General features: G+C 61.4%; 25 protein-coding genes and 1 pseudogene. 20 read left to right on the forward strand and 6 right to left on the reverse strand.

Translation table 11 applies throughout. The features are described from left to right. Positions 1–528: 528 nt before the first annotated feature. The 7 genes and pseudogenes from IGB42_RS17775 to IGB42_RS17800 all read left to right on the forward strand — a co-directional run bounded on the left by IGB42_RS17775 (position 529) and on the right by IGB42_RS17800 (position 8928). Positions 529–2025 carry a DUF1254 domain-containing protein gene (locus IGB42_RS17775; RefSeq protein ID WP_159674174.1) on the forward strand — a complete coding sequence of 499 codons (1497 nt, stop codon included), beginning with the start codon at positions 529–531 and terminating at the stop codon, positions 2023–2025. A gap of 298 nt (positions 2026–2323) precedes the next feature. Next, positions 2324–2791 (forward strand): annotated as a pseudogene (locus tag IGB42_RS22340) (DUF1254 domain-containing protein); the annotation flags it as partial. 246 nt (positions 2792–3037) lie between these two features. Beyond that, complete coding sequence (locus IGB42_RS22345) at positions 3038–3601, forward strand: DUF1214 domain-containing protein (RefSeq protein WP_236822638.1); 564 nt, start codon at positions 3038–3040, stop codon at positions 3599–3601. Continuing rightward, positions 3602–4420: a hypothetical protein gene (locus tag IGB42_RS17785; RefSeq protein ID WP_159674176.1), complete on the forward strand. Its 819-nt coding sequence runs from the start codon at positions 3602–3604 to the stop codon at positions 4418–4420. Between the two features lie 72 nt (positions 4421–4492). After that, positions 4493–6448, forward strand: a complete 1956-nt coding sequence (locus IGB42_RS17790; protein WP_159674178.1) for an alkyl/aryl-sulfatase — start codon at positions 4493–4495, stop codon at positions 6446–6448. Between the two features lie 237 nt (positions 6449–6685). Continuing rightward, positions 6686–7807: a tetratricopeptide repeat protein gene (locus IGB42_RS17795; RefSeq protein WP_159674180.1), complete on the forward strand. Its 1122-nt coding sequence runs from the start codon at positions 6686–6688 to the stop codon at positions 7805–7807. Next, the gene (locus tag IGB42_RS17800) at positions 7804–8928 is read left to right on the forward strand and encodes a HupE/UreJ family protein (RefSeq protein WP_159674182.1); all 1125 of its coding nucleotides are present in this window, start codon (positions 7804–7806) and stop codon (positions 8926–8928) included. The genes IGB42_RS17795 and IGB42_RS17800 overlap by 4 nt, the downstream gene beginning before the upstream one ends. 125 nt (positions 8929–9053) lie before the next feature. On the opposite strand, the gene IGB42_RS17805 is transcribed toward IGB42_RS17800, so the two are convergent. Genes IGB42_RS17805 through IGB42_RS17825 form a run of 5 tightly spaced genes read right to left on the reverse strand, consistent with a single transcriptional unit; the run spans position 9054 to position 12640 of the window. Then, complete coding sequence (locus IGB42_RS17805) at positions 9054–9674, reverse strand: HupE/UreJ family protein (RefSeq protein WP_159674184.1); 621 nt, start codon at positions 9672–9674, stop codon at positions 9054–9056. 3 nt (positions 9675–9677) lie between these two features. Further along, entirely contained in the window at positions 9678–10283 is a 606-nt protein-coding gene (locus IGB42_RS17810) for a HupE/UreJ family protein (protein ID WP_159674186.1), read from the reverse strand. A gap of 42 nt (positions 10284–10325) precedes the next feature. Next, on the reverse strand, positions 10326–10817 hold the full coding sequence (locus IGB42_RS17815) for a hypothetical protein (protein ID WP_159674188.1): 492 nt from the start codon (positions 10815–10817) through the stop codon (positions 10326–10328). Positions 10818–10876: 59 nt separating this feature from the next. Beyond that, positions 10877–11143, reverse strand: coding sequence for a hypothetical protein (locus IGB42_RS17820; protein ID WP_159674190.1), 267 nt, complete (start codon positions 11141–11143; stop codon positions 10877–10879). A 9-nt stretch (positions 11144–11152) separates the two neighbouring features. Beyond that, the gene (locus IGB42_RS17825; protein ID WP_159674192.1) at positions 11153–12640 is read right to left on the reverse strand and encodes a DUF4331 domain-containing protein; all 1488 of its coding nucleotides are present in this window, start codon (positions 12638–12640) and stop codon (positions 11153–11155) included. 469 nt (positions 12641–13109) lie between these two features. On the opposite strand from IGB42_RS17825, the gene IGB42_RS17830 reads away from it, so the two are divergent. After that, on the forward strand, positions 13110–13784 hold the full coding sequence (locus IGB42_RS17830; RefSeq protein ID WP_159674194.1) for an SOS response-associated peptidase: 675 nt from the start codon (positions 13110–13112) through the stop codon (positions 13782–13784). A 22-nt stretch (positions 13785–13806) separates the two neighbouring features. Here IGB42_RS17830 and IGB42_RS17835 read toward each other — a convergent pair whose 3' ends face one another. Further along, complete coding sequence (locus tag IGB42_RS17835; RefSeq protein WP_159674196.1) at positions 13807–14673, reverse strand: YicC/YloC family endoribonuclease; 867 nt, start codon at positions 14671–14673, stop codon at positions 13807–13809. Positions 14674–14767: 94 nt separating this feature from the next. Between IGB42_RS17835 and IGB42_RS17840 the strand changes: the two genes are divergently transcribed. The 12 genes from IGB42_RS17840 to IGB42_RS17895 all read left to right on the forward strand — a co-directional run bounded on the left by IGB42_RS17840 (position 14768) and on the right by IGB42_RS17895 (position 24734). Then, positions 14768–15736, forward strand: a complete 969-nt coding sequence (locus IGB42_RS17840; RefSeq protein WP_159674197.1) for a serine/threonine-protein kinase — start codon at positions 14768–14770, stop codon at positions 15734–15736. Between the two features lie 6 nt (positions 15737–15742). Beyond that, positions 15743–16651 carry a PP2C family serine/threonine-protein phosphatase gene (locus IGB42_RS17845; RefSeq protein WP_159674199.1) on the forward strand — a complete coding sequence of 303 codons (909 nt, stop codon included), beginning with the start codon at positions 15743–15745 and terminating at the stop codon, positions 16649–16651. An 80-nt stretch (positions 16652–16731) separates the two neighbouring features. Continuing rightward, positions 16732–17448 (forward strand): ribonuclease PH, encoded by a 717-nt coding sequence (gene rph, locus IGB42_RS17850; protein ID WP_159674201.1) that lies wholly within the window; start codon positions 16732–16734, stop codon positions 17446–17448. Positions 17449–17619: 171 nt separating this feature from the next. Continuing rightward, a complete protein-coding gene (locus tag IGB42_RS17855; RefSeq protein ID WP_159674203.1) occupies positions 17620–19578 on the forward strand; it encodes a PhoX family phosphatase in 1959 nt (652 codons plus the stop codon). Between the two features lie 185 nt (positions 19579–19763). Next, positions 19764–20804 (forward strand): tRNA dihydrouridine(20/20a) synthase DusA, encoded by a 1041-nt coding sequence (gene dusA / locus IGB42_RS17860; protein WP_159674205.1) that lies wholly within the window; start codon positions 19764–19766, stop codon positions 20802–20804. Further along, a complete protein-coding gene (locus IGB42_RS17865) occupies positions 20801–21436 on the forward strand; it encodes a TIGR02281 family clan AA aspartic protease (protein WP_159674207.1) in 636 nt (211 codons plus the stop codon). Before dusA ends, IGB42_RS17865 begins: the two co-directional genes overlap by 4 nt. 83 nt (positions 21437–21519) lie before the next feature. Further along, positions 21520–22113 (forward strand): RdgB/HAM1 family non-canonical purine NTP pyrophosphatase, encoded by a 594-nt coding sequence (gene rdgB / locus IGB42_RS17870; protein WP_201799996.1) that lies wholly within the window; start codon positions 21520–21522, stop codon positions 22111–22113. Next, positions 22110–22331 (forward strand): hypothetical protein, encoded by a 222-nt coding sequence (locus tag IGB42_RS17875; RefSeq protein WP_159674209.1) that lies wholly within the window; start codon positions 22110–22112, stop codon positions 22329–22331. Before rdgB ends, IGB42_RS17875 begins: the two co-directional genes overlap by 4 nt. Positions 22332–22350: 19 nt before the next feature. Further along, a complete protein-coding gene (hemW, locus tag IGB42_RS17880) occupies positions 22351–23538 on the forward strand; it encodes a radical SAM family heme chaperone HemW (RefSeq protein ID WP_201800000.1) in 1188 nt (395 codons plus the stop codon). A gap of 130 nt (positions 23539–23668) precedes the next feature. Further along, on the forward strand, positions 23669–23974 hold the full coding sequence (locus IGB42_RS17885) for a YqjD family protein (protein ID WP_159674213.1): 306 nt from the start codon (positions 23669–23671) through the stop codon (positions 23972–23974). Between the two features lie 35 nt (positions 23975–24009). Continuing rightward, the gene (locus IGB42_RS17890) at positions 24010–24360 is read left to right on the forward strand and encodes a phage holin family protein (protein ID WP_159674215.1); all 351 of its coding nucleotides are present in this window, start codon (positions 24010–24012) and stop codon (positions 24358–24360) included. Further along, on the forward strand, positions 24357–24734 hold the full coding sequence (locus IGB42_RS17895) for a hypothetical protein (RefSeq protein WP_159674217.1): 378 nt from the start codon (positions 24357–24359) through the stop codon (positions 24732–24734). The genes IGB42_RS17890 and IGB42_RS17895 overlap by 4 nt, the downstream gene beginning before the upstream one ends. The last annotated feature ends 431 nt before the right edge of the window (positions 24735–25165 follow it).

Raw genomic sequence — 25165 nt, forward strand, 5'->3', positions numbered from 1 at the left:
TGTCCCTTTCGAGATTGGCGGCACGACGTTGCGATAGAGCCGTCTTGCTGGGGGTCGTGCAGCCCTAGTCAGGTTTAAGGGCGCATAAGAATTGAAGTGACGCCCCGGCTGATAACGCATGAAGCAATCCGCGTGCCAACCCGTATTTCCAGCAGATTCAAGGGTTTGCAGCCACTGGATGCAGGTGCTTGGCCAGCGCGCTCAAGGGGTACCGGCAAACCTTGCCGCTGTTGCCGTTGTGCTTGCCGCCGCTGGCTTACGTTTGGTAGCCCACATTTTTTCTGCCTGAGGAAAGCACCTATAGGCGGGGTGGGCTGCCCGACGGGACTATTGGTTCTTTGTAATATTCGCGTGTGCTAATCGGCTTGTCTGCTTGCAGCGGCATGTCGGCGTTCCTGCTGATTGCCTATACAAGAAATGCAGCTGAGGCCGGATCGCCCTGCAGCCGCCGCAGCGGGCGGGTTTTCGCCCGCATGCCACATTCAACGCGGGTTTGCGGCCATATGAGCCGCAACAAGGAGCAAGACAATGCCTGATCTGAAACAGCTGCTGGCGGTACTGATCGCCGGCGTGATGACGAGCGCTGCCGCAACAGCTGCACCTTCGCGTTACGACGAACTGGCCAATGCGCCATTCCCCGATGGTTACCCGTCGCGCGCCACCGTGGCGGCGCTGCAGGACGAGTTGCTATTCCAGCGCGCGGTGCAGTCTTATATATGGGCGCTGCCGGCACTGAACATGTACGGCATGAAGGAGGGTTCCGAGCGCACCTTCGGCAAGGGCTACAACGTGCTGCCGATCTGGAAGGAGCGCCTCAACGCCAAAACGCTGGTCACCACGCCCAACTCGGACGTGATCTATGCAATGGGCTACCTGGACCTGAAAGAAGATGGCCCGATGGTGATCGAGGTGCCGCCAGGCCTGCAGGGCATCCTGAACGATTTTTTCCAGCGGCCGATCTGCTCTGAAGGGCCGATCGATGGCCGCCAATGGTGTGGCGACGTCGGCTTGCCGGGGCCGGACAAGGGCAAGGGCGGCAAATACCTGGTGCTGCCACCGGACTACAAGGGCGAAATACCTGCCGGCTACTACACGCTGCGCTCGCGTACCTATGGCGTATTCGTATTCTGGCGCGGTTTCTTCAAAGACCCGAAGCAGCTGGATGAACCGGTGAAGGTGATGGCGCAGACGCGCATCTACCCGCTGGGCAAGGAAGCCACTGCCAAGCCGATGCAGTTTCCCAATGCATCGAAAACGCCGGTGAACATGCTCTACCCCACCGATGGCAAGGCATTCGAGATGCTGTCGCGCTTCATCGATAACGAATATGCCGATCCGCAGGATATGGAAATGCGCGGCATGCTGGCGGCGCTGGGCATCATCAAGGGCAGGCCGTTCCGCCCGGATGCCAGGGTGGGCAGCTTGCTGGACAAGGCTGCCAGGACCGCGGCCAAGATCGGCCACAGCATTTCCTACGAGCCACAGAGCATCGTGTCCAACGGTACCTGGTACGAAGACCGCCGCTGGCTGAATGTATTTCCCGGCAATGCCACCTTTACCGCGGATACCTTCAATTACATCGATCCGCGTACCGGCTTCTTTACCAACGCCTATTCGGCCAGCCCGGGCATGGCGGTGAACATGGTGAATGTGGGCGCCAAGTACCCGGCCACGTTCGTGGATGCCGATGGCGAGTTTTTGTCCGGCAGCAAGCATTACAAGCTGCATCTGCCCAAGGGTATTCCGGCGGCACTGTTCTGGTCGGTGACCGGGTATGACTCGATCACCGCATCCGGGCTCGATAACGGCCAGCCTTTCCCGTCGATCAACACCATGGACAAGCCGGCACAGAACGCCGATGGCGCCATCGACATCCATTTTGGCCCCAGCTCGCCCGGTGCCGGCAAGAACTGGCTGCGCACGCTGCCGGACAAGGGCTACTTCGTGATCCTGCGCCTGTACGGCCCCACGCAGCCGTTCTTCGACAAGAGCTGGAAGCCGGGTGATCTGGAACCGCAGAAATAAGTACGGCCCGCCGGCGTTGCTGCTTGTGCAGGCAACGATGCCCGCCATGGCATTCCGGCCCGGTGCTTGCGATGCCTTTGCCAACGTATTCAAAAACTGACTGAGAAAACCCACGATGCCCCTATTCCGTACGCTGATCGCTGCTGCAGTGTTTGCCACCGCAAGTAGCCTGACCATGCCGGTATTGCACGCAAAGGACGCTGCCGCACCTGCGGTTGCCGGCCCGGTTGCAGGCACCCGCATCACCGAGGCTTATGCGCGGCTGGTGGCCCGTGATGCGTATTTCTGGGCGTGGCCGATGACGAATATCTATAACCGCCGCCTGGCGTTCAAGGATTTGCCCGAGCCTGGCCTGATGGGCGGCATCGTGCCGATCGCGCCGATCAACCGCTTGTCCATGCTGACCGATTACATCGATCCGGCTGAGCGACTGGTGGCCTGCCCGAATCAGGACGTGGTGTATGGTGCTGGCAGCATCGCGCTGGACCTGGAGCCGGTGGTGCTGCAGGTGCCGGATTTTGGCGACCGCTTCTGGGTATACTAGGTGGTGGACATCCGCTCGGACAGTTTTGCCGACCTGGGCAAGATGTATGGCACCAAACCGGGCTTCTACCTGCTGGTGGGGCCGGACTGGCAGGGCAAGGTGCCCAAGGGCATCAGCAAGGTATTCCGTGCCAGCACCAATACCGGTTTCGTGATTCCGCGCGTGTTCCAGAACGATAGCGCTACCGACAAGGCTGCAGTGCAAAGCGTGCTGGCAGGTGTGGACATGTATCCGCTCAGCCAGTACACCGGCAAGGCGAAGCAGGTTGACTGGGCGGGGATCAAGCACTTCCCGGCACAGGCAAGCGCAGATGGCGGCGAAACCAGATGGGTGGACCCGAACAAATTCTTTGATGAGTTGCCCGCCGTGCTCAAGGATGCACGGCCATTGCCGGGCGAGGCCGCGCGCTATGCGCAGGTGCTGGCGGTGCTTGCCGCCGCGAAGCAGGACCCGGCGCTGAAAGCGGCCATGGTGGATGAAGCGACCAAGGCCGAGAGCGAACTGGTTTCGCCCTTGCTGCAGTTCCGCAATTACGGGCTGCAATTGCCATCGCACTGGAGCACGGTAAGCAACGGCGCCCAGTTCGGTACCGATTATTTCACCCGCACCGCGGTGGCCAAATCCAATATCTTCGTCAACAAGCAGAACGAAACCAAATACTTTTACCAGGACCTGGATGCGGCGGGCGCGCGGCTCAACGGTGCGGGCCGTTACACGCTGACGTTTGCCAGGGGGCAGTTGCCGCCAGTGCGTGGTTTCTGGTCGGTCACGCTGTACAGCGCCGAGCATTTCTTTGCGCCCAATGATCTGAAGCGTTATTCGATCGGCACCAAGAACAAGGCGCTCAAACCCAATGCCGATGGCTCGCTGACCATCTACGTGCAACCTGATTCGCCGGGCGCGGACAAGGAAAGCAACTGGTTGCCAGCGCCGCAGGGCGACGATTTCTCGCTCTATATCCGTGCCTACTGGCCAGAAGCTGCCGCGGGGGATGGCCGCTGGACGCCGCCTGCCGTGCTGAAGGGGCAGTAAGTGACGCATACCCTGCCAGAGCGGGTCACGATGCCGCGCCGCCTTGCCATGCTGGCTGCGCTGGATGTATTGCCGCAACTGGCGCATGCCGACGATGAACTGCAGAAAAAACTGGCCAACCCGGTGGCCGATATCGTCACCCTGCCGTTCCAGTACAACACCACATTGCATGTGGGGCCGCTGGAAAAACCGCAGCAGACGCTGAATATCCAGCCGGTGTACCCGACTACGCTCAACGATGAATGGAAGTGGATCAACCGCGCCATCATCCCGGTGACGTCCAACCCGGCGATGGCGGCCAACGGCGAGCGTGAAACCGGCTTGGGCGATATCACCTGGCAAAGCTTTTTTTCACCGAAGTCAGAAGGCCTGATCTGGGGCTTCGGCCCGGCCATGTTGCTCGATACGGCCAGCAAGGATGCCTTGGGCACCGGTAAATGGAGCGCAGGCCCTACCGCGCTGGCGCTGGTTGAATCCCGCCAGTGGACAGCGGGGGCGCTGGTAACGCAGCTGTGGTCGTTTGCCGGTGACGACAAGCGTAGCGATGTGAACCTGCTGCAGTTGCAGCCTATCATCAGCTACCGGCTGAATCCGGCTGTATCAGTAGGCTATATCGGCATCATCACCGCCAACTGGGAAGAAAAGCGTTCTTCGCAGCGCTGGACGGTGCCGGTGGGCGGCTCGGTATCGGGACTGACCAAGCCGCACGGCTTCGTGCCGGTGAATTACGTGCTGGGCGCCGGCTACAACGCCATCCGTCCCGATAGCGCAGGCGACTGGTTCTTCCGCTTTCAGGTCAATTTCATCCTGCCCAAATGATTTCCGGATACACCCGCAGGTGTAGCAAAGCAGTAGCGATGTTCCATTCACCCATCCTTGAAGAGGTTAACGATGAAAACCACCCGTATTGCACTGGCGCTGGCCATCGCTTTTTATGGCCTGACCGCCCAGGCGGCCGATACGCAGAAAGCGGCCAGCAAGATCACCCGTGATGCCAATGCCGCCGTGCTGAAAGAACTGCCGTTTGCGGATCAGCAGGATTTCGAGGATGCCAAGCGCGGCTTCGTGGCAACGCTGACGCCGATGACCATCAAGGATGCCAAGGGCAATATCTCGTGGGATCTGACCACGTACGACTTCATCAAGGGCGACGCGCCCGATACGGTGAACCCCAGCCTGTGGCGCATTGCAGCGCTGAACCTGAACAACGGCCTGTTCAAGGTGACGGACCGCGTGTACCAGATCCGCGGCTTTGACCTGTCGAACATGACCATCATCGAGGGTGATACCGGCATCATCGTGATCGATCCGCTGGTGACCGCCGAGGTTGCCAGGGCGGGCCTTGATCTTTATTACCAGAACCGCCCGAAAAAACCGCTGGTGGCGGTGATCTATACGCACAGCCACGCCGATCACTACGGTGGCGTGAAGGGCGTGACCACCGAAGAGGATGTGAAGTCGGGCAAGGTGAAGATCATTGCGCCGGAAGGCTTCCTGGAGGAGGCGGTGAGCGAAAACGTGCTGGCCGGCAATGCGATGAGCCGCCGCACGCTGTACCAGTACGGCGCACTGCTGCCGCGTAGCGACAAGGGCCAGCTGGATGCCGGCCTCGGCAAGACCACCTCGTTCGGTACCTTCACGCTGATCCCGCCGACAGACACGGTGAAGAAGAGCGGCGAAACCCGTACCGTCGACGGCGTGCAGATGGAATTCCAGATGGCGCCGGGCACCGAAGCGCCGTCCGAATTCCTGATCTGGTTCCCGCAATTCAAGCTGCTCAATACCGCAGAAGATGCCACGCATACCTTGCACAACCTGTATACGCTGCGTGGCGCGCAGGTACGCGATGCATCCAACTGGTGGAAGACGCTGAATACCGCCATCAACAAATACGGCGACAAGGTGGAAGTGGTGCTGGCGCAGCATCACTGGCCGACATGGGGCAAGGCGCGCATCAACGGTTTCCTGGCCGGCCAGCGCGACATGTTCAAGTACCTGCATGACCAGTCGCTGAATCTGGCGAACAAGGGCTACACCATGACGGAGATCGCCGAGCAGATCAAACTGCCGGCCGGTATCGGCAACCAGTGGGCCAACCGTGGCTACTATGGCTCGGTCAACCACGATGCCAAGGCGGTCTACCAGCGCTACCTGGGCTGGTATGACTCCAACCCGGCCCACCTGTGGAACCTGCCACCGACCGAAGCGGGCAAGCGTTACGTGGAATACATGGGCGGCGCGGATGCCATCATCACCAAGGCGAAGAAATCGTTCGAAGCGGGCGATTACCGCTGGACCGCCGAGGTACTGAGCCACGTGGTGTTTGCCGATCCGAAGAACCAGACGGCCCGCAATCTGGAAGCGGATGCACTGGAACAACTGGGCTACCAGACCGAGAACCCCACCTGGCGCAACGAGTTCCTGATGGGCGCATACGAGCTGCGCAACGGCGTGCCCAAGACCGAGGGTATCAGCACCGCCAGCCTCGACATGGTGGCAGCGATGACGCCGGATCTGCTGCTCGATTACATGGGTATCCGCCTGAACGGCCCCAAGGCCGATGGCAAGCAGACGCTGATCAACTGGCAATTGCCCGATGGCGGCAAGTACGCAATCGAGCTGCGCAATGGCGTGGTGATCTACACCGAAGGCCGTCTGTTCCCGAAAGCGGATGCCACGCTGACGGTGGACAAGCTGGGCTTTGCCGGCCTGGTGCTGGGCGGTGCGGATCTGCAGAAGGAAATCGCCGGCGGCAAGGCCAAGGTGGATGGCAGCGTGGAGAAGGTGAGCGAGCTGTTCGGCCTGCTCGATGCCTTCCCGCCCATGTTCAACATTGTCGAGCCATGATCGATCGGTATGCTTGACGGCAACAGGCAAAACCCCGCCGCAGCGGGGTTTTGTTTTACGTGCATCGACAGCCACGCCCATGGCTGGCAACAAGCATGCATCTGAAATGCCGTAGATTGCGTATAACACAGCGTTCATCGACAAACGCACGGGATACCTATGCGCTGGCGCAATACCGCATGGCTGCTGATCATTGTGTTAACCACCGGTACTACTTGGGCAGAGGCGAGTCGGCCGGTGGATGATCAGCAGGTGCTGGAGCAATTGCCGCGGCGTGACAACGATGCGCTCAACGCCGGCATTGCCCGCCTGCAGCAAGCGCGGCTGCGTGCGCCGCAGGACATGGATACCGCACTGAAGCTGGCCGCATTGCACTTGCAGCGCTTCCACCGCGATGCAGATCCGCGTGACCTGGGCCGTGCCGAGGCGGTGCTGGCGCCATGGCTGGCTGCACAGCCCGTTCCACCACGGGTGCTGTTGCTCCGCGCCAGCGTGCGCCAGAGCAACCATCATTTTCCGGAAGCCATTGCCGACCTGCGCCAGGTGCTGGCGCAACAGCCGGGCGATGCGCAGGCCTTGCTGATGCTGGCCAGCATCCACCAGGTGCGCGGCAACTACGAGGAAGCAAAGCAGAGTTGCGGCGGGCTGGTGATCCAGGATCCACCCATTGCCAGCCTGTGCCTGGGCAATGTGATTGCCGTCAGCGGCCAGCCACTGCAGGGGTTGGCGTTGATCGGGCGCGGCATCGATGGTTTGCCGCCGGGTGGTACCGAATACCTGTGGGCACTGGCCAGCCGGGGCGAAACATTGGCCTGGCTGGGCCGCAGCGCAGAGGCCGAGCAGTCGTTCCGTGCCGGCCTGAAGCTGGATTCGCGCGATGCCTACCTGAAAACTGCATTGGCCGACCTGCTGCTGCAACAGGGTCGGCCAGCCGAGGTGATCACGCTGCTGCGGGATGACAGCCGTAACGACAACTTGCTGCTGCGGCTGGCGATTGCCGAAAAACACGCCGGCCGCAGTGCCGACCTGATTGCGCATGTGCAGGACCTGAAAGCGCGTTTTGCCGCCGCCGCCGAGCGTGGCGACCGTGTACACCTGCGCGAGGAAGCCCGTTTCAACCTGGAGCTGCTGAACGAGGCCGAAACAGCGCTGCAACTGGCCGAGGCCAACTGGCAGGTGCAGAAGGAAGTGGCTGATTGCCGGCTGTTGCTGGCCGCTGCACTGGCGGCCGGGCAACCGCGCCGCGCCGCGCCGGCACTGCAATGGCTGCGCAACGCAAAGCTGCTCGATCCGCAACTGCTGCAACTGCAGCGCAAGCTTGCCGGTGATGTGCAGCCCGTGCGGGGGGCGTGGGCATGAGGTGCCTTGGCCTGTTGATCTGCCTGTTGCTGAGCGCGGGTAGCGTGCATGCGCACAAGCCCAGCGATAGCTATCTGACACTGGGTGTGCAGCAGCACACGCTGACTGGCCGCTGGGATATCGCGCTACGCGATCTGGATGCGCCGCTGGTGCTGGATGCCGACGGCAACGGGGCGCTCACCTGGGGCGAAGTGCGCGCACGCGAGGCGGAAATCAGCCAGTACGCGTTCGCCCGGCTGAAGCTGTCCGCAGACGGCCAGCGTTGCGTGCTGACGCCGGGCACGCTGCTGATCGATAGCCATACCGACGGCAGCTACGCGGTATTGCCATTCAGCGCGGCATGCGCCACTGCACCGCAGCGTTTGACCATCGATTACCGGCTGTTTGCCGATACCGATACGCTGCACAAGGGGCTGATCCACGTGGCGCAGGGGGCGGCGATGGCAACGGCCATCGTCGGCGTCGATCACCCGCAGGCCAGCATTGATGTGCGCGGGCAATCGGCGTGGCGCGCGTTCCGCGAGTTTGCCGTCGAGGGTATCTGGCATATCTGGCGCGGGCTCGATCACGCGCTGTTCCTGATCTGCCTGGTGCTGACCGCCGCGTGGCTGCCACAACACCGGCGCTGGGTGGCCGGCGCACCGGCGCGCGCGGTGGCACTGGATATGCTCAAGGTGGTGACCGGCTTCACCGCAGCACACGCGCTCTCGCTCACGCTGGCCAGCCTGCAGTGGGTGCAGGTGCCATCGCAATGGGTGGAGGTGGGCATTGCGTTCACCATATTGCTGGCCGCGCTGAACAATATTTACCCGGTGATGACGGGCCGCAAATGGCTGGTGGCCTTCGTGTTCGGCCTAGTGCACGGGCTGGGCTTTGCCAACATCCTCACCGGCATGGCATTGCCCACCTGGCAACTAGTGGTTGCGCTGGCCGGCTTCAATGCCGGCGTGGAGCTGGGGCAACTGGCGCTGGTGCTGCTGGTGCTGCCGCCGCTGTTCATCTACCGCGAGGGCAGGGTGTTCCGCGCGGTGGTGATTTACGGTGGCTCGGCGTTGATCGCGCTGTTTGCGCTGGTATGGATGTATGAGCGGGTGACCGGGCTGAAGCTGCTGGGGTTGTAGGCGGGGGCGTAGCCTTTACGCCTGCCTGGCAGCGCGCAGCGCAAGTGGCTGCATGACGGGCTGCATGCATTCAATGATCAGTGATGTGTGGTCGCCAGATTTCCCGCATTGGTGGCGCGAAGCAGTCAGGACAGCAACAGCGCCCGGTGCGATAGCGTGAGTACCAGCAGGCCGATGGCAATGCTCCAGCTACCCAGCACGCGCACGGCGATGCCCACCCAGCCCCAGGGTAGTGTCAGCAGCCAGGAAATCAGCGCCATGCCATACGCCTGCAACAGCAGGCCGGCAGCCATCAGTCCGGCAATGAAAATGGCCGGGTGGATATCGGCCGAAATGGCCGAGCCATTGGCGTAGCCCACCACCACGCCGCACAGCAAAACCAGCGGTGCCGTCACCGCAATCGGCAATGGTCTGGCCCACGCCAGCAATGCGCCCAGCAGCACCGACAGCACCATTGCTACCAGGAAAGCACCCGGCAGCCCGGGCAGCAGCAGGGCCATCACCGCGCCGGCAGCCAAGGCTAGCGGCAGCAGCAGCAAGGTGAACGACATGCGCTTGTGGCCGTTCTGGCCGGCAAGCAGGCCGGTGAGAAGCAGCGGCAGCATGTGTTCGGGGGAAGTGAGCGGGTGCAGCGCACCGGCATAGAAATCGCCGGCGCCTTGCAGCGCCGCATGGGCAAAGCAGCTGCTACTGCTGCCCAGTAGCACGGCGGCAATGGCAAGCTGGCGTGATGGGCGGCAGCGCATGGCTCAGCTCAGCGCGCTGTACAGGAAATAGCTGCCGCCAGCGGCAATCAGCACGCCGGCCGCACGCAGTGCCTGCGCGCCCTGGCGCCAGCGGTGCAGGGTACCGAATACGATGCCGGCCAGGTGCAGCAAGCCGGTGGCGATCACGAAGCCGGCCGCAAAAGTGAGCGGATTGGCGGATTCGGGCAATTCCCTGCCATGCGCATAGCCATGGCAGATGGCGAACAGTGCCACGATCACGCCGGCAAACCACAGGGGCGGGCGCACGGCGAACGCCACCATGCCGCCAAGGATGATGCCGGACAGCGCAATACCGATCTCGATGCCCGGGATATTGATGCCCAAGCCTCCCAGTACGCCGCCAAATGCCATGACCACCGGAAACGTCACCGGCAGTACCCAGATGGCCGGGCGTCCCAGCTGCGCGCCCCACAGGCCGACCGCCACCATGGCGATCACGTGATCCAGCCCTTCCAGCGGGTGCAGGAAGCCGGCGATGAATCCGCCGGACACATCGCCCTGGCCGATATGGGCGTGGGCCACTGCAGGCAGCAGGGCGAGTAGTGCAATCAGCAGGCTGGTGATGCCGGGCAGGCGTTGTGTGCGCATGGGGTCTCCGTTTCTGTGTGTTTGATGGATGAATGGCGGGTATCAGGCCAGTGGCATCAGCTTGCGGTTGGCGCTGATTTCCTTGCCGTAGCGGCGTGCCGGGTCCAGATCGCCCTGCAGCGCAGCGGGGAAATTCTGGCAGCGGCTGTCGCGCTGCGCCTTGGGCAATTGCGCCAGCGCCGCTTGCCAGGCCATGCGCTGGCTGGCGAACTTGTCGGCCATGATCTTGCGGTATTGCTGGTACTTGGCAGGCTTGTTGCCATCGGGCAATGCGCGCAGGTAACGGTCGTAACGCTTGTCGTATTCGCTCAGCAGTGGCTGGTTGTCGCGTTTCCAGCCGGCATAGGCCGTATCGATGCCTTTGGCAGCGGCGGGCAATTGCTGGCGGCACGCCGCGCGCTCGAAATCCACCTGTTGGATGCCGGTGTAGATTTTTGCCAGGTTATCCGTGTATTGCGGATTGCTGGCGGCGTGACCGGTCAGGCTGGCAAGCAGCAGCGGGGCCGCGATGAAGAGGGGGCGGAAAGCGGGCATGCCGGGCTCCTTGTATGGGGCCCGGGGCTGGTTTGGGCCAGCCCCGGGAGGGTGGCTTACTACTTGACGGGGACCGGACCGGCGGTTTCGCTGGAAACGACCGGGATGGCAGTCACGCTGACCGGATCGGCGGTTTCCGATGAACTGGCCGCGATTTGCGCCACTTGGCTGGTAAACGCATCACCGCTGGCTGGCGGCATGGTCGGCACCATAGTCGGTGCCAGCGTTGGTACCGGCGTGGGCGTGGCATCATCCGAATCGCTGCCGCATGCAGCCAGCGCCAGCGCAGAAAAGCCAAGCAGTGTGGAAATGACGAACTGTTTCATATCGCCCCCTTATTTCACGTTGGCGCCGGGTACCGGGGTCTTCAGGTACGGGAACGCGTTATCGAAAGCGCTGGAATCCACATACGCACCGTCGGTGAAGTCGATGGCACCGGCCGGGGCATCGGCAGGCGCGCAACCGATGTTCAGCAGGCACAGGCGGCCCATCACCACGCGCAAGGCAATATCCACCACGTCGTCGCCTGGGCGGCGGCCGTTGGGGAAGCCGGCCGTGTCATTGCCCAGCACGCCAAGGCGGCTTTGCATGGCTGGCGGCGTGACCGCTGTGGTGGTGTTCAGGCGCAGTTCTTCGGATGCCACCACGTTGGCCGGCTTGTTGATGCCCGGTACGCCGGTCAGGAAGGCAGTCACCAGGTCGTTACGCGGGAAGTTGGTCGGTGCCTTCACGCCGGCACTGCCGAACAGGATTTCCAGCAGCGCAGGCAGCGTGGGGTTGGTGACATAGCTGGCAAACTGGCCATCGCCGCTGGGCTTGCTGGCGTTGAACTTGTCCTTGTCCTTGAGGCCGATCACCACCTCATTGACCAGCGGCATGCCGAGGCGCGATACCTGCGACCAGGCGCCGCCTTCCTTGCTGGCGGAGGCGTTGTCGCTACCCGGTGCCGGGTTGAGCAGGCGGGCTTGGCGCAGGCTGGCGGTGGTCCAGCCGCCGATGACCGGCTCGGTGCCATTGGTCAGGCACGCGATCGGCAGTTCCAGCTCCAGCGAGGTGACATTCTTGGTGGCCAGGCTGTCGAGGCCCTTGTTTTCAGCCTGAGGATCGAACGCAGTGGCTGGCGCCTTGATGTTCACCAGGTCGAAAGTGCCCCCCAGGTTCACCACGAACGGGTCCTTGCGCTGGCCCACGAACAGCTTGCCCGGGGTGCTGCAGCCTGGCACGTTGATGGCATAGATATGCTTGGCCGCATACGCATCGTAATTGGGGAAGGATTTGTTGCCGATATAGTCGGCGGGCTTGTCGAAAGTGCTGCTGCCATTGCCGGCATTGGTGACCGCAGTAGCGGTGCCGGTGCGGCGATCACCCTTCACCACGGTGAGCGTGAAGCTCTCCTGCACGTTCAGGTTGGGCGATTTCGGATCGGTGATGCCACCGGTATTGGTGAGCGGTACCGAAACCTTCACGCCATTCACCGGTACCTGCAGATCTTGCAGGTTGTTCTTGAAACGGAACTGGAAGGTCAGGTCTTCTTTTGCATCACCGTTGTTGTCGATGTGGATTTCATACAGCGCATTCGGGTCCATCAGGAAGAAGTTCGGGCCGCCTGCGCCTTCCTGCAAACCCTGGTAATTGGCAATCAGCGTGACGTAATTGCTGCGGCCGGTTTCATAGCTGCGGAACATATAGAAGTCGGTGCCGTCCACCTTGGGGCTTTGCGTGAGGAACGGGGATTCGCGGTGGCTGGATGCGTTGGCGATACCGGGCAATGCCGAGATCACTCCTGCTGCCAGCAGGGAAATTACCAGTGCTGTATGTTTCATCGTCAGTCTCCATGATGCGTGCTTGAAAATGTATTGCGCACACCGAACGTTTTTCTCCGACTGGCTGTCAGATACACGTGCGATTGCTTTCCGCGCGCTCTACATACGCATGAGATTAGGGACCGGATTCAAAAAAGCTGACTTTTTCCGTCGGACGACATGCATGCCTGTGGCGAAAGCGAACCTGACACGGGCTGAGGGGCGCTCTACCGTTGAATTCTTTGAGCTTTCGTGATTATTTTTTCTGGCTGACGTAAATTTTTGTTGTTGACGTTTTTTTGCGCCGAAAGGACTTGCTTTCTAGCTGGCGTTATTGATTTTTCCGGCGTTTCCGGTAGACAGGATCGGTATGCCGCGCAAAAGAGGCGCAGCTGCCCCGATCATAAAAACAGTGTTTCTGCAGGCTTGATGGACTTTCTCGCCATCAACGCCATTAGCCAACTTCATCGCCAAGCTTCATCAACAGCCTATGCCCGCAAGCTATCGCCCCACATCGCGTGAAGAACTCGCCCGCCTGTTCGGTTTGCCTTTGCCTGATGGTGAATGGGCGCAAGAGGCGGCTGAAGACAGCCTGGTGCCCATCGTGATCCAGGGCGAAGACGGCCGGCCGCGCGTGGTGCTGGCAAGCTTCGGCATGGTGCCCAAGGACAGGGTGCCTCCCAATGCCAGGCACTTCGCCACGACCAGCGCACCAGCTGAAACCATCGATGAAAAGCGCAGTTACCGGGTGTCGTGGCAAAAAGGCTTCCGCTGCCTGGTGCCGATGACCGCGCTGTACGAAACCAGTTATGAGCATGGCAAGCCCGAGCGTTACGCAATCGGCCTGCCCGATGGTGCACCCTTTGCGGTGGCGGGCATCTGGCGCCCATGGCTGACGCACGATGGGGAATGGCGGCCATGGCATGGTAGCGAGGCCGGGCATACCTTCTCTTTCAGCCACATCACCGTGAATGCAGACAATCACCCGGTGATGCGCCGCATGCGCAAGCCCGGCGCGGAAAAACGCTCGCTGGTGATCGTTGCTGCTGCCGATCATGCCGGCTGGCTATCGGCCGACCAGCCGCAGACGGCGCACAGTTATCTGGCTCTGCCGGATGCAGAAAGCCTGGCGGCGCAACCGGCCGCCGGGCAGCGCACAGCCTGAGCGGCTGTGCGCATGGGGGTGCCTATTCGATATTCTGGATCTGCTCGCGCATCTGCTCGATCAATACCTTGAGCTCGATCGATGCCTTGGTGTTTTCCACCGCTGTGGCCTTGGAGCCCAGCGTATTGGCTTCGCGGTTGAGTTCCTGCATCAGGAAATCGAGCCGCTTGCCGACTGCGCCGCCTTTTTTCAGGATGCGGCGTACTTCATCCAGATGGGTAGTCAGGCGCGACAGCTCTTCATCCACATCGATTTTCTGGGCGAACAGCACGATTTCCTGGCGCACGCGCTCATCGTCGGCGCTGCCCAACGCTTCGACCAGACGGGCGGTGAGCTTGGCTTCGTGATCGGCCACCAGTTGCGGAATGCGCGGCTTCACCTCGAGCACGATGGCGTCCATGCCGGCCACGCGCTCCAGCAGATGTTCCTTGAGTTTTTCGCCTTCGCGTGCGCGGCTGGCGTTGAAATCGACCAATGCCGCATCGAGCAGGCTCATGGCGGTGGCAGTGAGCGTTTCGGCCTGCGGGGTTTCCTGATTGATCACACCGGGCCAGCGCAGCACTTCGCCCAGTGACAACTCGCGGCTGTCCGGCAGGAACTGACGGGCGGCCTGCGCCACGGCCAGCAACTCCTGTAACAGGCCGGTGTTCAGATCGAGCTTGCCGGCAACACCCGCCTGCGCGTTGAAATTGACGCGACATTCCAGCTTGCCGCGGCTGACCTTCTCGCCGATGCGTTCACGCATGCCGCCTTCCAGCGCGCGCAGTTCCTCTGGCAGGCGCAGGGTCAGATCAAGAAAACGCTGGTTGACTGCACGCAGCTCCACGCTGAGCGTGCCGCCTGCGAGGGCGGACTGGGCGATGGCGTAGCCGGTCATGCTGTGGATCATATGTGTGCTCCGCAGTGCGCGCCTTTACTTTCAACCGGCGGACACCGACAATGTTTTGTATAAAGCACCGAGTATAACGGCAAGCCCCCACCGAATGCCGACACCCAGCAATCAGCCGCTACCGCGCGGTTTCCAGCTTCTGAACTACACCGTCGCCAAGCTTCTGTCTGCTGGCGGGTTTTCCATCGTCTATCTGGCGCACGACGAGAACGACTATCCGGTGGCGATCAAGGAGTACCTGCCCAACTCGCTGGCACTGCGCAAAGAGGGCGAAAAGGTTGCGGCCAGCAGCGACGAGAACCTGGCGCTGTTCCGCCATGGCCTGAAGTGCTTCTTCGAAGAAGGCAAGACACTCGCGCATATCCAGCATCCCAATATCGTGCGTGTGCTGAACTTCTTCCGCGCCAACGATACCGTGTACATGGTGATGGAGTACGAGCGCGGCCGCACGCTGCAGAAGGAAATCCAGCTCAAGCACGGTCGCGAGGGCGTGGAGGAAAAGCTGATCCGCCACGTGTTCTATCACCTGCTCAACGGCTTGCGCGAGGTGCACCTGAACAAGCTGCTGCACCTGGATATCAAGCCGGCCAATATCTACATCCGCAAGGAAGGCTCGCCGGTGTTGCTCGATTTCGGCTCGGCACGCCAGACGCTCACGCAGGAACACAACCGGCTCACGCCGATGTACACGCCGGGCTTTGCCGCGCCCGAGCAATACAACAAGAAGGAAACGCTGGGGCCGTGGACGGATATCTATGGCATCGGCGCATCGATGTTCGCCTGCATCACCGGCACCGCACCGCAGCCGGCCGATCAGCGGCAAAAAGAAGAAAAACTGTTCGATTTGCGTGACCGCTATGGCGACCGTTATTCGCCCGAATTGCTGGACCTGATCTGGCAATGCCTGCTGCTCGATCCCACCGAGCGGCCGCAAAGCGTGCCACAACTGCAAAAAGCCTTGCTGGAGCCGGCCTCGCCGCCCGCCAAGAAACCGGGCTTCGTACGCAGCATCAAGCGCACGTGGCAAAACCTTACCGCGCGCCCCGTGCCGCCATCCCAATAATCCGCGATGAAATTCACCGTATACCAGGACAGCCGCACCGGCGGGCGCAAGTACAACCAGGACCGCGTTGGCTACTCATACAGCCGCAACGCATTGTTGCTGATCGTGGCCGATGGTATGGGCGGCCACCTGCACGGCGAAGTGGCCGCACAGATCGCGGTGGAACTGATCCTCGATCAATTCCAGAAAAAGGCGCTGCCGGCACTGGATGACCCGCAGCGCTTTTTGCTGGACGCCTTCCAGCGCGCGCACGAGGCCATCTACCACTACGCGGCCAATCATCAACTGCTGGAAATCCCGCGCACCACCTGTGTGGCTGCCGTGGTGCAGGATGGCATTGCCTATTGGTCGCATACCGGTGATTCGCGGCTGTACATGGTGCGTGGCGGGCGCATCCTTCGGCAGACGCGCGATCATTCCAAGGTGCGCAAGCTGGTGGAAGACGGCAAGATCACCGCTGAAGAAGCGTTGACGCACCCGGAGCGCAACAAAATCTATTCCTGCCTGGGCGGCGCGTTTCCGCCGGAAATCGATATCGGTGGGCGTGTCACGCTATCGGATGGCGATACGCTGCTGCTGTGCACCGACGGTTTCTGGGGCACGCTGGACGAAAGCGACATGACGCATTTCCTGGGGGCGTTCCCGGTCTTGTTTGCCATTCCGCAGCTGATGGATCGTGCGGAACTGCAGGGTGGCAAATTCGGCGACAACCTGACTGCACTGGGCATCAACTGGCACGACGATGGCCCTGATCTGCCCGACGATGGCTTCGTTTCCACGCAGCGGCTGGATCAGAACACCATCACTACGCATGTGGACCCGATCGACGCGAAATCGGCGGCGGAATTCACCGAAGACGATATCGAGAAAGCCATCGCGGAAATACAGGCGGCGATCAGCAAGTACTCCAAGTAAGGACATGCGCCCGGCAATTGCCACGGGGCACCCAGATCGGGCCGGTTATAATCGGCCCGATCTTCATTCAAGGACACACCATGCGCCAATCCGGCCGTACGCCCGCCCAACTTCGCCCGGTTCGCCTGACCCGCAACTACACCTGCCATGCCGAAGGATCGGTATTGGTGGAGTTTGGCAATACCAAGGTGCTGTGCACCGCCAGCGTGGAAGAAAATGTGCCGCCTTTCCTCAAGGGCAAAGGCCAGGGCTGGGTAACCGCCGAATACGGCATGCTGCCGCGTTCCACCGGCAGCCGCATGAAGCGCGAAGCGGCGCAAGGCAAGCAATCGGGCCGCACGCAGGAAATCCAGCGCCTGATCGGCCGCAGCCTGCGCGCGGTGGTGGACATGAAGGCGCTGGGCGAGCGCCAGATCGTGCTCGATTGCGATGTGATCCAGGCTGATGGGGGTACACGCACTGCCAGCATCACCGGCGCATTCGTTGCGCTTGCCGATGCCATCAATGGCCTGATCGCCGCCGGCAAGCTCACTGCCAGCCCGATCCGCGAACACGTTGCCGCCGTGTCGGTCGGGGTGGTCGATGGCGTGCCGCTGCTGGATCTGGATTACCCGGAAGACTCGGCGTGTGAAACCGACATGAATGTGGTGATGACCGCGGCAGGCCATTTCATCGAGGTGCAGGGTACGGCGGAAGGGGTGCCGTTCAGCCGTGCGGAAATGAACGCATTGCTGGACTTGGCCGATGCTGGCATCCGCGAGCTGATCACATTGCAGATTGCTGCACTGCAAGGTTGAAGCCGGTTTTACCGTGATCGCGCATGTTCACACCATCGGGCCAGAACCCGATGGTGTAGACATGTGCAGGTTTTAAAATACCCGTCATATTTCACTCATCTCCCGGTCATTTGGCAGGCCTAGCATCCATTCCTTGTTGTTTTTTCATGACACGTTGAATGGAGAGCCCGAATGCCTTTTTCCCATGACGAAAGCCGCCGCCGCCTGCTGAAAATGCTGGGTGGCGCCCCATTGCTGCCGCTGGCTGCCGGTGGCAGCCTTGCCGCTATCCTGAGCGCCTGTAATTCGAGCGACGGCGATGCTGCCGTCGTTCCGACTCTGGTACCAACCCCGACGCCGGTACCCAAGCTGAGCGCACTGGGCTTCAATTCGATGCCCGCGCCCAGCCTGGCCAATCCTGGCGCCATGGCCACCACCACCGTGGGTTCCAGCTTGGTTGCCACCTACAGCGATGGCAGCAAGCAGACATTCGCACTCAAGTACGAGCCGTTCTTCGTCACCGGCGACATGGTTGCCGATGGCAAGGGCGGCACCATCCTCGCCGGTGGTTATGTCGATATCAACAACAAGCCCATCATCGACAAGTCGGTGGTTGGCAAGGAACGCCAGTTCTTCTCCGATGCGCCGGACGGCTCATCACTGCTGACCCTGCCCAACGCAGCGGTACCGGGCCTGAAGGGCAAGCCGGTATTTGCCGTGGTGCAGTTCGAATACACCACGCGTGACCAGAGCCTGGCTTCCACCTACGGCATGCTGCCATCGCCGATCGCCATCCTCACGCTGGATCAGGACCAGGCAACCGGCAAGCTCACGCTGGTGAAGTACCACAATGTGGATACCTCGGGCGTGAACGGTCTGTGGATCACCTGTGGCGCCAGCCTGTCGCCGTGGGGTACGCACCTGTCGAGCGAAGAGTACGAACCGGATGCCAGCACCATTGCTGGCAACACCCAGTTCCAGAATTTCAGCAAGAACCTGTACGGCGACGCCACCAAGGCCAACCCGTATCACTACGGCCACATGCCGGAAGTCACCGTCAATCCGGACGGTACCGGCAGCATCAAGAAGCATTACTCGATGGGCCGCATCTCGCACGAGCTGGTGCAGGTGATGCCGGATCAGCGCACCGCGCTGATGGGCGATGATGCCACCAACGGTGGCCTGTTCCTGTTCGTGGCCGACAAGGCCGCCGACCTGTCGTCGGGCACACTGTACGTGGCCAAGTGGACACAAACCTCTGGCACCGGCCCGGGTTCGGCCACGCTGACTTGGATCAAGCTGGGCAGCGCCAACAGCGCCGAAATCAAGGCACTGGCCGATACGCTCAAGGCGTCCGACATCATGGACATCAAGACCGCCGATCCGCTCGACGCCACCTATACCAAGATCGCGTTCAACGGCAAGTTCAACTGGATCAAGATCAAGCCGGGCATGGAAAAGGCCGCCGCCTTCCTGGAAACCCACCGCTACGCTGCCTACAAGGGCGGCAGCATGGGCTTCACCAAGATGGAAGGCACCACAGTCAATACCAGGGACAAGATTGCCTACTCGGCCATGTCGTCGATCACCTCGTCGATGCTCAATGGCTCGGGCGACATCAAGGTGGAAGGCCCTACCTCCGGCGCCGTGTACGCGCTGAACCTGAAGGCTGGCCAGAACGACATTGGCGGCACTGCCATCAACAGCGAATGGGTGCCGGTCGACATGGCCCCGCCAGCGGCGCTGATCGGTGAGGACCTGAAAGTGGCCGATGCACTGGGCAACCTCTCCAACGCCGACAAGATCGCCAACCCGGACAACATCAAGTTTGCCGAGAAGCTGCGCACGCTGTTCATCGGTGAAGACAGTGGCCGTCACGTCAACAACTTCCTGTGGGCGTACAACGTCGATACCAAGGTGCTGTCGCGCATCCTGTCGACGCCGTCGGGTGCAGAATCCACCGGCCTGCACGCGGTGGACGAAATTAACGGCTGGACCTACATCATGAGCAACTTCCAGCACCCGGGCGACTGGGAAACACCGCTGCATGACGTGGTGAAACCCGTCCTCGATCCGCTGGTGCGCGCCAACTACAAGGACCGCTTCGGTGCTGCTGTCGGTTATCTGACCGGCGCCCATATCGTAGCCTGATCGCCCATGCAATAACCCGCCGGCCTGACAGCCCCGCTTGCAACAGCGGGGCTGTTTTCATTCCGTCTGGCTGTTGCGGCGGGCAAATTTTGCCTATGGCACCGTATGTGGTGGCTGGCTGTTATAAAATTACCCGATGATTTCCTGCACCTACCGTCCCGCCATGCCGGGCAAGACCGCTGCCCATGCCTGTTCACGCTGAATCAACCGCTCCGATTGCCCCGTCAGTGCCTGGCCGGCGCTTCTGTATCGCCCCCATGCTGGACTGGACCGACCGCTTTTACCGGCGTTTTGCGCGCGAGCTCAGCCACAATGCGTGGCTGTACACCGAAATGGTGAACACCGGCGCGATCATCCATGGCGACAAGATGCGCCATCTGCGCTTCGATGCGGTCGAAAACCCGCTGGCTTTGCAACTGGGGGGCTCCGAGCCGGCTGACCTTGCCAAGTGCGCAAAGATTGCCGGGGACTGGGGCTACGACGAAGTGAACCTCAACGTGGGGTGCCCGTCCGAGCGCGTGCAGAGTGGCAGCTTTGGCGCGTGCCTGATGCTGGAACCCACCTTGGTGGCCGACTGCGTGAAAGCGATGCGCGATGCCTGCAGCATCGACGTAACCATCAAGCACCGTATCGGCATCGATGCGGTGGAGGATTACGGCTTCCTGCTCAACTTCGTGGCCGAGGTGCACGAGGCCGGCTGCAACACCTTCATCGTGCATGCGCGCAATGCCATCCTCAAGGGCCTCAGCCCCAAGGAAAACCGCGAGATCCCGCCGCTTAAATACGATTACGTGTACCGGCTGAAGCGCGATCTGCCGCAGCTGGAAATCATCGTCAACGGCGGCATCAGCGATCATGCCGCTGCGCAAGCGCACCTGCAGCATGTGGATGGCGTGATGATAGGCCGCGAGGCCTATCACAACCCGTGGATGCTGGCCGAAGTGGATGCCCTTTACTACAGCAGCGGCTGGCATCCGCAGAGCCGCCACGCTGCGATGCGCGCGTTACGTGGCTTTGTCGAGGCGGAGCTTGCCGATGGCGTGCCGCTGCGCATCGTTGCAAGGCATATACTGGGTTTGTTCCAGGGTGTGCCGGGTGCGCGCAACTGGCGGCGTACGCTATCGGACGCCAAATTGCTCAAGGGAGCGGGCTGGCCGTTGATCGAGACTGCATTGCTCGAACTGGCGCCCGCTATGGACGCCGATCTGACCGGGATAACACAATGAAAAAATGGATGCTGCTGATGGTGGCGGCCCTGTTGTCTGCATCTGCGATGGCTGATGAAGTGACACTGATCGGTTTGCTTGGCGCCAAAGCCATGCTCAGGATCAATGGCAAGCAGCAGATACTGGCGGTAGGCCAGGAGGCCGGGGGCGTGAAATTGCTGCGTCTCGATGCCAACAGCGCATCGGTGCAGGTCGGCAAGCAAAGCCGCACGCTGCAACTGGGTGAAGGGTATGTGACTGTGAGTGCCAGCCAGGGCGACGGGGCCGGTTCCATCGTGGTGGCCGCAGATGAAGGCGGGCACTTCTATGTGGACCTGAAAGTGAATGGTCAGGCCCAGCGTGGCCTGATTGACACGGGCGCCAGCAATCTGTCGATGTCGCAGGTCATGGCCGATCAGCTGCATATCGATTACCAGAAAGGGCGGCAGACGGCGGCCAAGACCGCCAACGGCCTTGCCAAGGTGTGGGTGGTGACGGTACCGCGTGTCGACATCAACAATCTGGCGCTGTTCTCGGTCGAGGTGGCAGTGATTGAAAGTGCCGGACTCGACACCATACTGGTTGGTAGCTCGGTGCTGAACCGGTTCCAGATGAAGCGCGACAACGGCGTGCTGACCTTGATCAGGAAATAGCCGCTGCCGGCACCTTGCCATTGCCGTGCCGGACCCCGCCATTGCCCGCATCCGTCGGGCGAGGCCAGACTGGATATATAGACTTGAAACGTATCGTTCTCGCCAGCAACAACGCCGGCAAACTGAAAGAGTTCCGCCGCCTGTTCGCGCCGCTGGATATCGAAATCATTCCCCAGGGCGAATTGGGCGTGAGCGAGGCGGAGGAGCCGTTCGGCACTTTCGTGGAGAACGCGCTGGCCAAGGCACGCCATGCCAGCCATGCCACGGGCCTGCCCGCACTGGCGGATGACTCCGGCATCTGCGTGCATGCGCTGGGCGGCGCGCCCGGCGTTTACTCGGCGCGCTTTGCCGGCGAGCCCAAGTCGGATGCCCGCAACAACGAGAAACTGCTGGCCGACTTGGCCGGCAACGCTGACCGGCGCGCGTGGTATTACGCGGCGCTGGTGCTGGTACGCCACCCGCAAGATCCGCAGCCGTTGATTGCCGATGGCGTGCTGCTGGGCGAAGTATTGACTGCGCCGCGCGGCGATGGCGGCTTCGGTTACGACCCGTTGTTCCTGATTCCTTCGCTGGACAAAACCGCTGCCGAACTCACGCCGGATGAAAAAGGGCCGATTTCGCATCGCGGCAAGGCGCTGGCGGTACTGCTGGGCAAGTTGCAGGAAACCGCGCTGTGAGCGACGAAAAGCGTTATGCGGTGTGGTGCCGGCCCGATCAATCGGTGGTGTCGTGCACCGAGAAAGTCAAGGTCATGAATGAAAACCTCGATGAAATCGTGCAGGCCATGCAGGATGCATTCGAGGACGGGCTGCTTATGGAAGTGGCCGAAGACCAGATGAAGGCCGTACTGCACCGGCTGGTCGACAATCTGCATAACCCGTACCAGAAGCGCTGAAGCCATGACCGCCATTGCCATGCCCGTTGGCCGCGCCAACTGGGGCCTGACCGCCTTGCCACCGCTGGCGCTGTATATCCATTTTCCGTGGTGCGTGAAGAAATGCCCGTACTGTGATTTCAACTCGCACGCGGTGCGCGGCCAGGGTGGCAGCGGGCTGGACCCGATACTGGAAGCGCAATACATCGATGCGTTGCTGAGCGATCTGGAAACCTGTCTGCCGCTGGTGTGGGGCCGCCCGGTCACCAGCATCTTCATGGGCGGTGGCACGCCCAGCCTGTTTTCCGCACAAAGCATGGATACGCTGCTGGCCGGCATCCGCGCACGCGTGAAGTTGCTGCCGGATTCGGAAGTCACGCTGGAAGCCAACCCGGGTACGTTCGAAGCCGCCAAGTTTGCCGGCTACCGCGAAGCCGGCATCAACCGGCTATCCATCGGCATCCAGAGCTTCAACCCGGCACACCTGAAGGCGCTGGGGCGTATTCATGACGACAACGAGGCGCGCCGCGCGGTGGAAATTGCCCACCAGCATTTCGACAATTTCAATCTCGACATCATGTATGCGCTGCCGCAGCAAACGCTGGCCGAAGCACTGAGCGACATCGATAGCGCGATTGCCTGTGCACCCACGCATCTGTCTGCATACCACCTGACGCTGGAACCCAATACGCTGTTTTATCGCTACCCGCCGGATCTGCCCGATGATGATGTGGCGGCCGACATGCAGGATGCCATCGAGGCGCATCTGGCGCAGGCCGGCTTCGAGCATTACGAAACCAGCGCATTCGCACGGCCCGGCCGGCGTGCGCGGCACAACCTCAATTACTGGTCGTTCGGTGATTATCTGGGCATCGGCGCCGGTGCGCATGGCAAGATCAGTTTTCCGGACAAGATCATCCGGCAGATGCGCTACAAGCAGCCCTCCGACTACCTGCAGAAAATGGCCAGTGGCAGCGCGGTACAGACCGAAGAAACGGTCACACTGGAACAACTGCCGTTCGAATTCATGCTCAATCTGCTGCGGCTGACCGAAGGGTTCGACCTCACGTTGTTCACCGAACGCACCGGCCTGCCCATCACGAAAGTGGTGCACGAGGTGGAGCGCGCCTGTGCTGATGGGCTGCTGGAGCGGCAGCTCAACCATATCCGCCCCACCGCGCGCGGGCGGCGCTTCCTGAATGCATTGCTCGAGCGCTTTCTGGCCTGACGCAATCCAGGCAGGAGGGCGCTTACAGGGGATATGTGAAGATTTCACGTTTCGCAAGATTTTGCCCCGATGGCATGAAATCTGTCCCAGAATGAGGGTTCACCTTTTCGACCTTACCCGGGAGTGAACCATGACTGTAAAAGCAGAAGAAAACGAACTGATCGACGACCTGCGCACGGTATTGAACGACACGGAAAACCTGATCAAGGCTGCCGTGGGTGAACAAGGCGACAAGGCTGTGGCGTTGCGCGAACGCATTGCCGCCAACCTGACCACTGCCAAGGCCAAGCTGATCGAGACCGAACAGGTTGTTGCCACCAAGGCCAAGGCCGCTGCCAAGGCTACTGATGAATATGTGCACGAAAACCCGTGGACCGCCATCGGTGTTGCTGCTGGCGTGGGCTTCCTGCTGGGCCTGCTCGTTTCCCGTCGCTGATCATGAGTGAAGCGAGTTCACCGCAGCCGCAAGCAGTGAGCCCCGTGCAGCGGCTGGCCGCCAATGTGGTGGGGCTGCTGCATAACCACCTGTCGATTTTCAGCATGGAACTCGAAGAGGAACGGGACAAACTGGTATTCGGTATTGCGCTGGTTATTGCTGCTGCCGGCCTGGTGATTCTGGGGCTGGCACTGGTTTCGGTTGCTGCGGTATGGCTGGCCGACCCGGCCTGGCGTGGCTGGACCTTGCTTGGCGTGGGCCTATTCGATCTTGCGCTGGCTGGCCTATGCGTTGGCGTGGTGAAAAACCGCTTCGGCGCTGGTGCCAGCCCGTTTCCGGTCACCCGCGCCCAGTTGCGCAAGGACAGGGAGCAATTTCTGCCATGACAGCATCGATACCCAAACGACTGACACGCAGGCAATTGCGTGAGCTGAAAAAAGAGGCGCTACAGGTGCAGGCGGATGCATACCGGATGCAACTGGGGGCCGATTGGCAAACGTTGCGCAAACCCCTGCAGGGCGGCGCGCTGGTGAAAGGGTTCTTTGGCGGCGGTCCGGCTGCCGGGCTGGCCGACGTAGCCTTGACCATGCTGGGTGGCCCCAAGCTGGGCTGGCTGGGCCGTTATCTGCCCATGGCCATGACCGGGTGGCGGGTGGCCAATGTATTGAAAGTGTGGCTGGGCAAGGGCAAGGCGCCGCATCATGCCGAGCCTGCAGCCACGCCAGCTGCTGACCCGAGCACGGTGATCCCGGAAGCGTGACGGCATTGCAATCATGAAGGGGGTGACGACAGTCACCCCTTTTTTCATGATCGGTGCATGTTTTATTGGCCGCAGCCGGGCGCGTGGCCTGTCCCCGATAGCGCCTGACTGATCCTGGAAGCGATATGCGTTGTTGCATGGGCATGCTTGCATATTCTGTTGCGGAAGCTGCTAGTACAACAGTGGCTCAAGCGGTGCGTTCCCACGTACTTCCTGGAGTGATGTCCGGTGCGATGTACACGCAACGATCGCATAAGTAATCAGCAGGATAAAGGCTTCCCGCCTAGCGGGGAGTGGTTATTTCCGGATAATCCGCGCGCCTCCGGGCAGCCCGGGCAGCGAGGTATCGGCCCATATTTCATGGGCGGCGGAATGCTCATGGCGGAGCCGTGCCCATACAGTGCATGCAGCATGCGCAGGCAAAAAATACG

The organism is Andreprevotia sp. IGB-42, from assembly GCF_009848685.1.
Classification (GTDB): Bacteria; Pseudomonadota; Gammaproteobacteria; order Burkholderiales; family Chitinibacteraceae; genus Andreprevotia.

Excerpts from the sequence above, each read along its gene's own strand:
- IGB42_RS17775 (WP_159674174.1), top strand. The coding sequence starts at position 529 with ATGCCTGATCTGAAACAGCTGCTGGCGGTACTGATCGCCGGCGTGATG.
- IGB42_RS22345 (WP_236822638.1), top strand. The coding sequence starts at position 3,038 with ATGGTGGATGAAGCGACCAAGGCCGAGAGCGAACTGGTTTCGCCCTTG.
- IGB42_RS17790 (WP_159674178.1), top strand. The coding sequence starts at position 4,493 with ATGAAAACCACCCGTATTGCACTGGCGCTGGCCATCGCTTTTTATGGC.
- IGB42_RS17800 (WP_159674182.1), top strand. The coding sequence starts at position 7,804 with ATGAGGTGCCTTGGCCTGTTGATCTGCCTGTTGCTGAGCGCGGGTAGC.
- IGB42_RS17805 (WP_159674184.1), bottom strand. The coding sequence starts at position 9,674 with ATGCGCTGCCGCCCATCACGCCAGCTTGCCATTGCCGCCGTGCTACTG.
- IGB42_RS17810 (WP_159674186.1), bottom strand. The coding sequence starts at position 10,283 with ATGCGCACACAACGCCTGCCCGGCATCACCAGCCTGCTGATTGCACTA.
- IGB42_RS17815 (WP_159674188.1), bottom strand. The coding sequence starts at position 10,817 with ATGCCCGCTTTCCGCCCCCTCTTCATCGCGGCCCCGCTGCTGCTTGCC.
- IGB42_RS17820 (WP_159674190.1), bottom strand. The coding sequence starts at position 11,143 with ATGAAACAGTTCGTCATTTCCACACTGCTTGGCTTTTCTGCGCTGGCG.
- IGB42_RS17825 (WP_159674192.1), bottom strand. The coding sequence starts at position 12,640 with ATGAAACATACAGCACTGGTAATTTCCCTGCTGGCAGCAGGAGTGATC.
- IGB42_RS17830 (WP_159674194.1), top strand. The coding sequence starts at position 13,110 with ATGCCCGCAAGCTATCGCCCCACATCGCGTGAAGAACTCGCCCGCCTG.
- IGB42_RS17835 (WP_159674196.1), bottom strand. The coding sequence starts at position 14,673 with ATGATCCACAGCATGACCGGCTACGCCATCGCCCAGTCCGCCCTCGCA.
- IGB42_RS17840 (WP_159674197.1), top strand. The coding sequence starts at position 14,768 with ATGCCGACACCCAGCAATCAGCCGCTACCGCGCGGTTTCCAGCTTCTG.
- IGB42_RS17845 (WP_159674199.1), top strand. The coding sequence starts at position 15,743 with ATGAAATTCACCGTATACCAGGACAGCCGCACCGGCGGGCGCAAGTAC.
- rph (WP_159674201.1), top strand. The coding sequence starts at position 16,732 with ATGCGCCAATCCGGCCGTACGCCCGCCCAACTTCGCCCGGTTCGCCTG.
- IGB42_RS17855 (WP_159674203.1), top strand. The coding sequence starts at position 17,620 with ATGCCTTTTTCCCATGACGAAAGCCGCCGCCGCCTGCTGAAAATGCTG.
- dusA (WP_159674205.1), top strand. The coding sequence starts at position 19,764 with ATGCCTGTTCACGCTGAATCAACCGCTCCGATTGCCCCGTCAGTGCCT.
- IGB42_RS17865 (WP_159674207.1), top strand. The coding sequence starts at position 20,801 with ATGAAAAAATGGATGCTGCTGATGGTGGCGGCCCTGTTGTCTGCATCT.
- hemW (WP_201800000.1), top strand. The coding sequence starts at position 22,351 with ATGCCCGTTGGCCGCGCCAACTGGGGCCTGACCGCCTTGCCACCGCTG.
- IGB42_RS17885 (WP_159674213.1), top strand. The coding sequence starts at position 23,669 with ATGACTGTAAAAGCAGAAGAAAACGAACTGATCGACGACCTGCGCACG.
- IGB42_RS17895 (WP_159674217.1), top strand. The coding sequence starts at position 24,357 with ATGACAGCATCGATACCCAAACGACTGACACGCAGGCAATTGCGTGAG.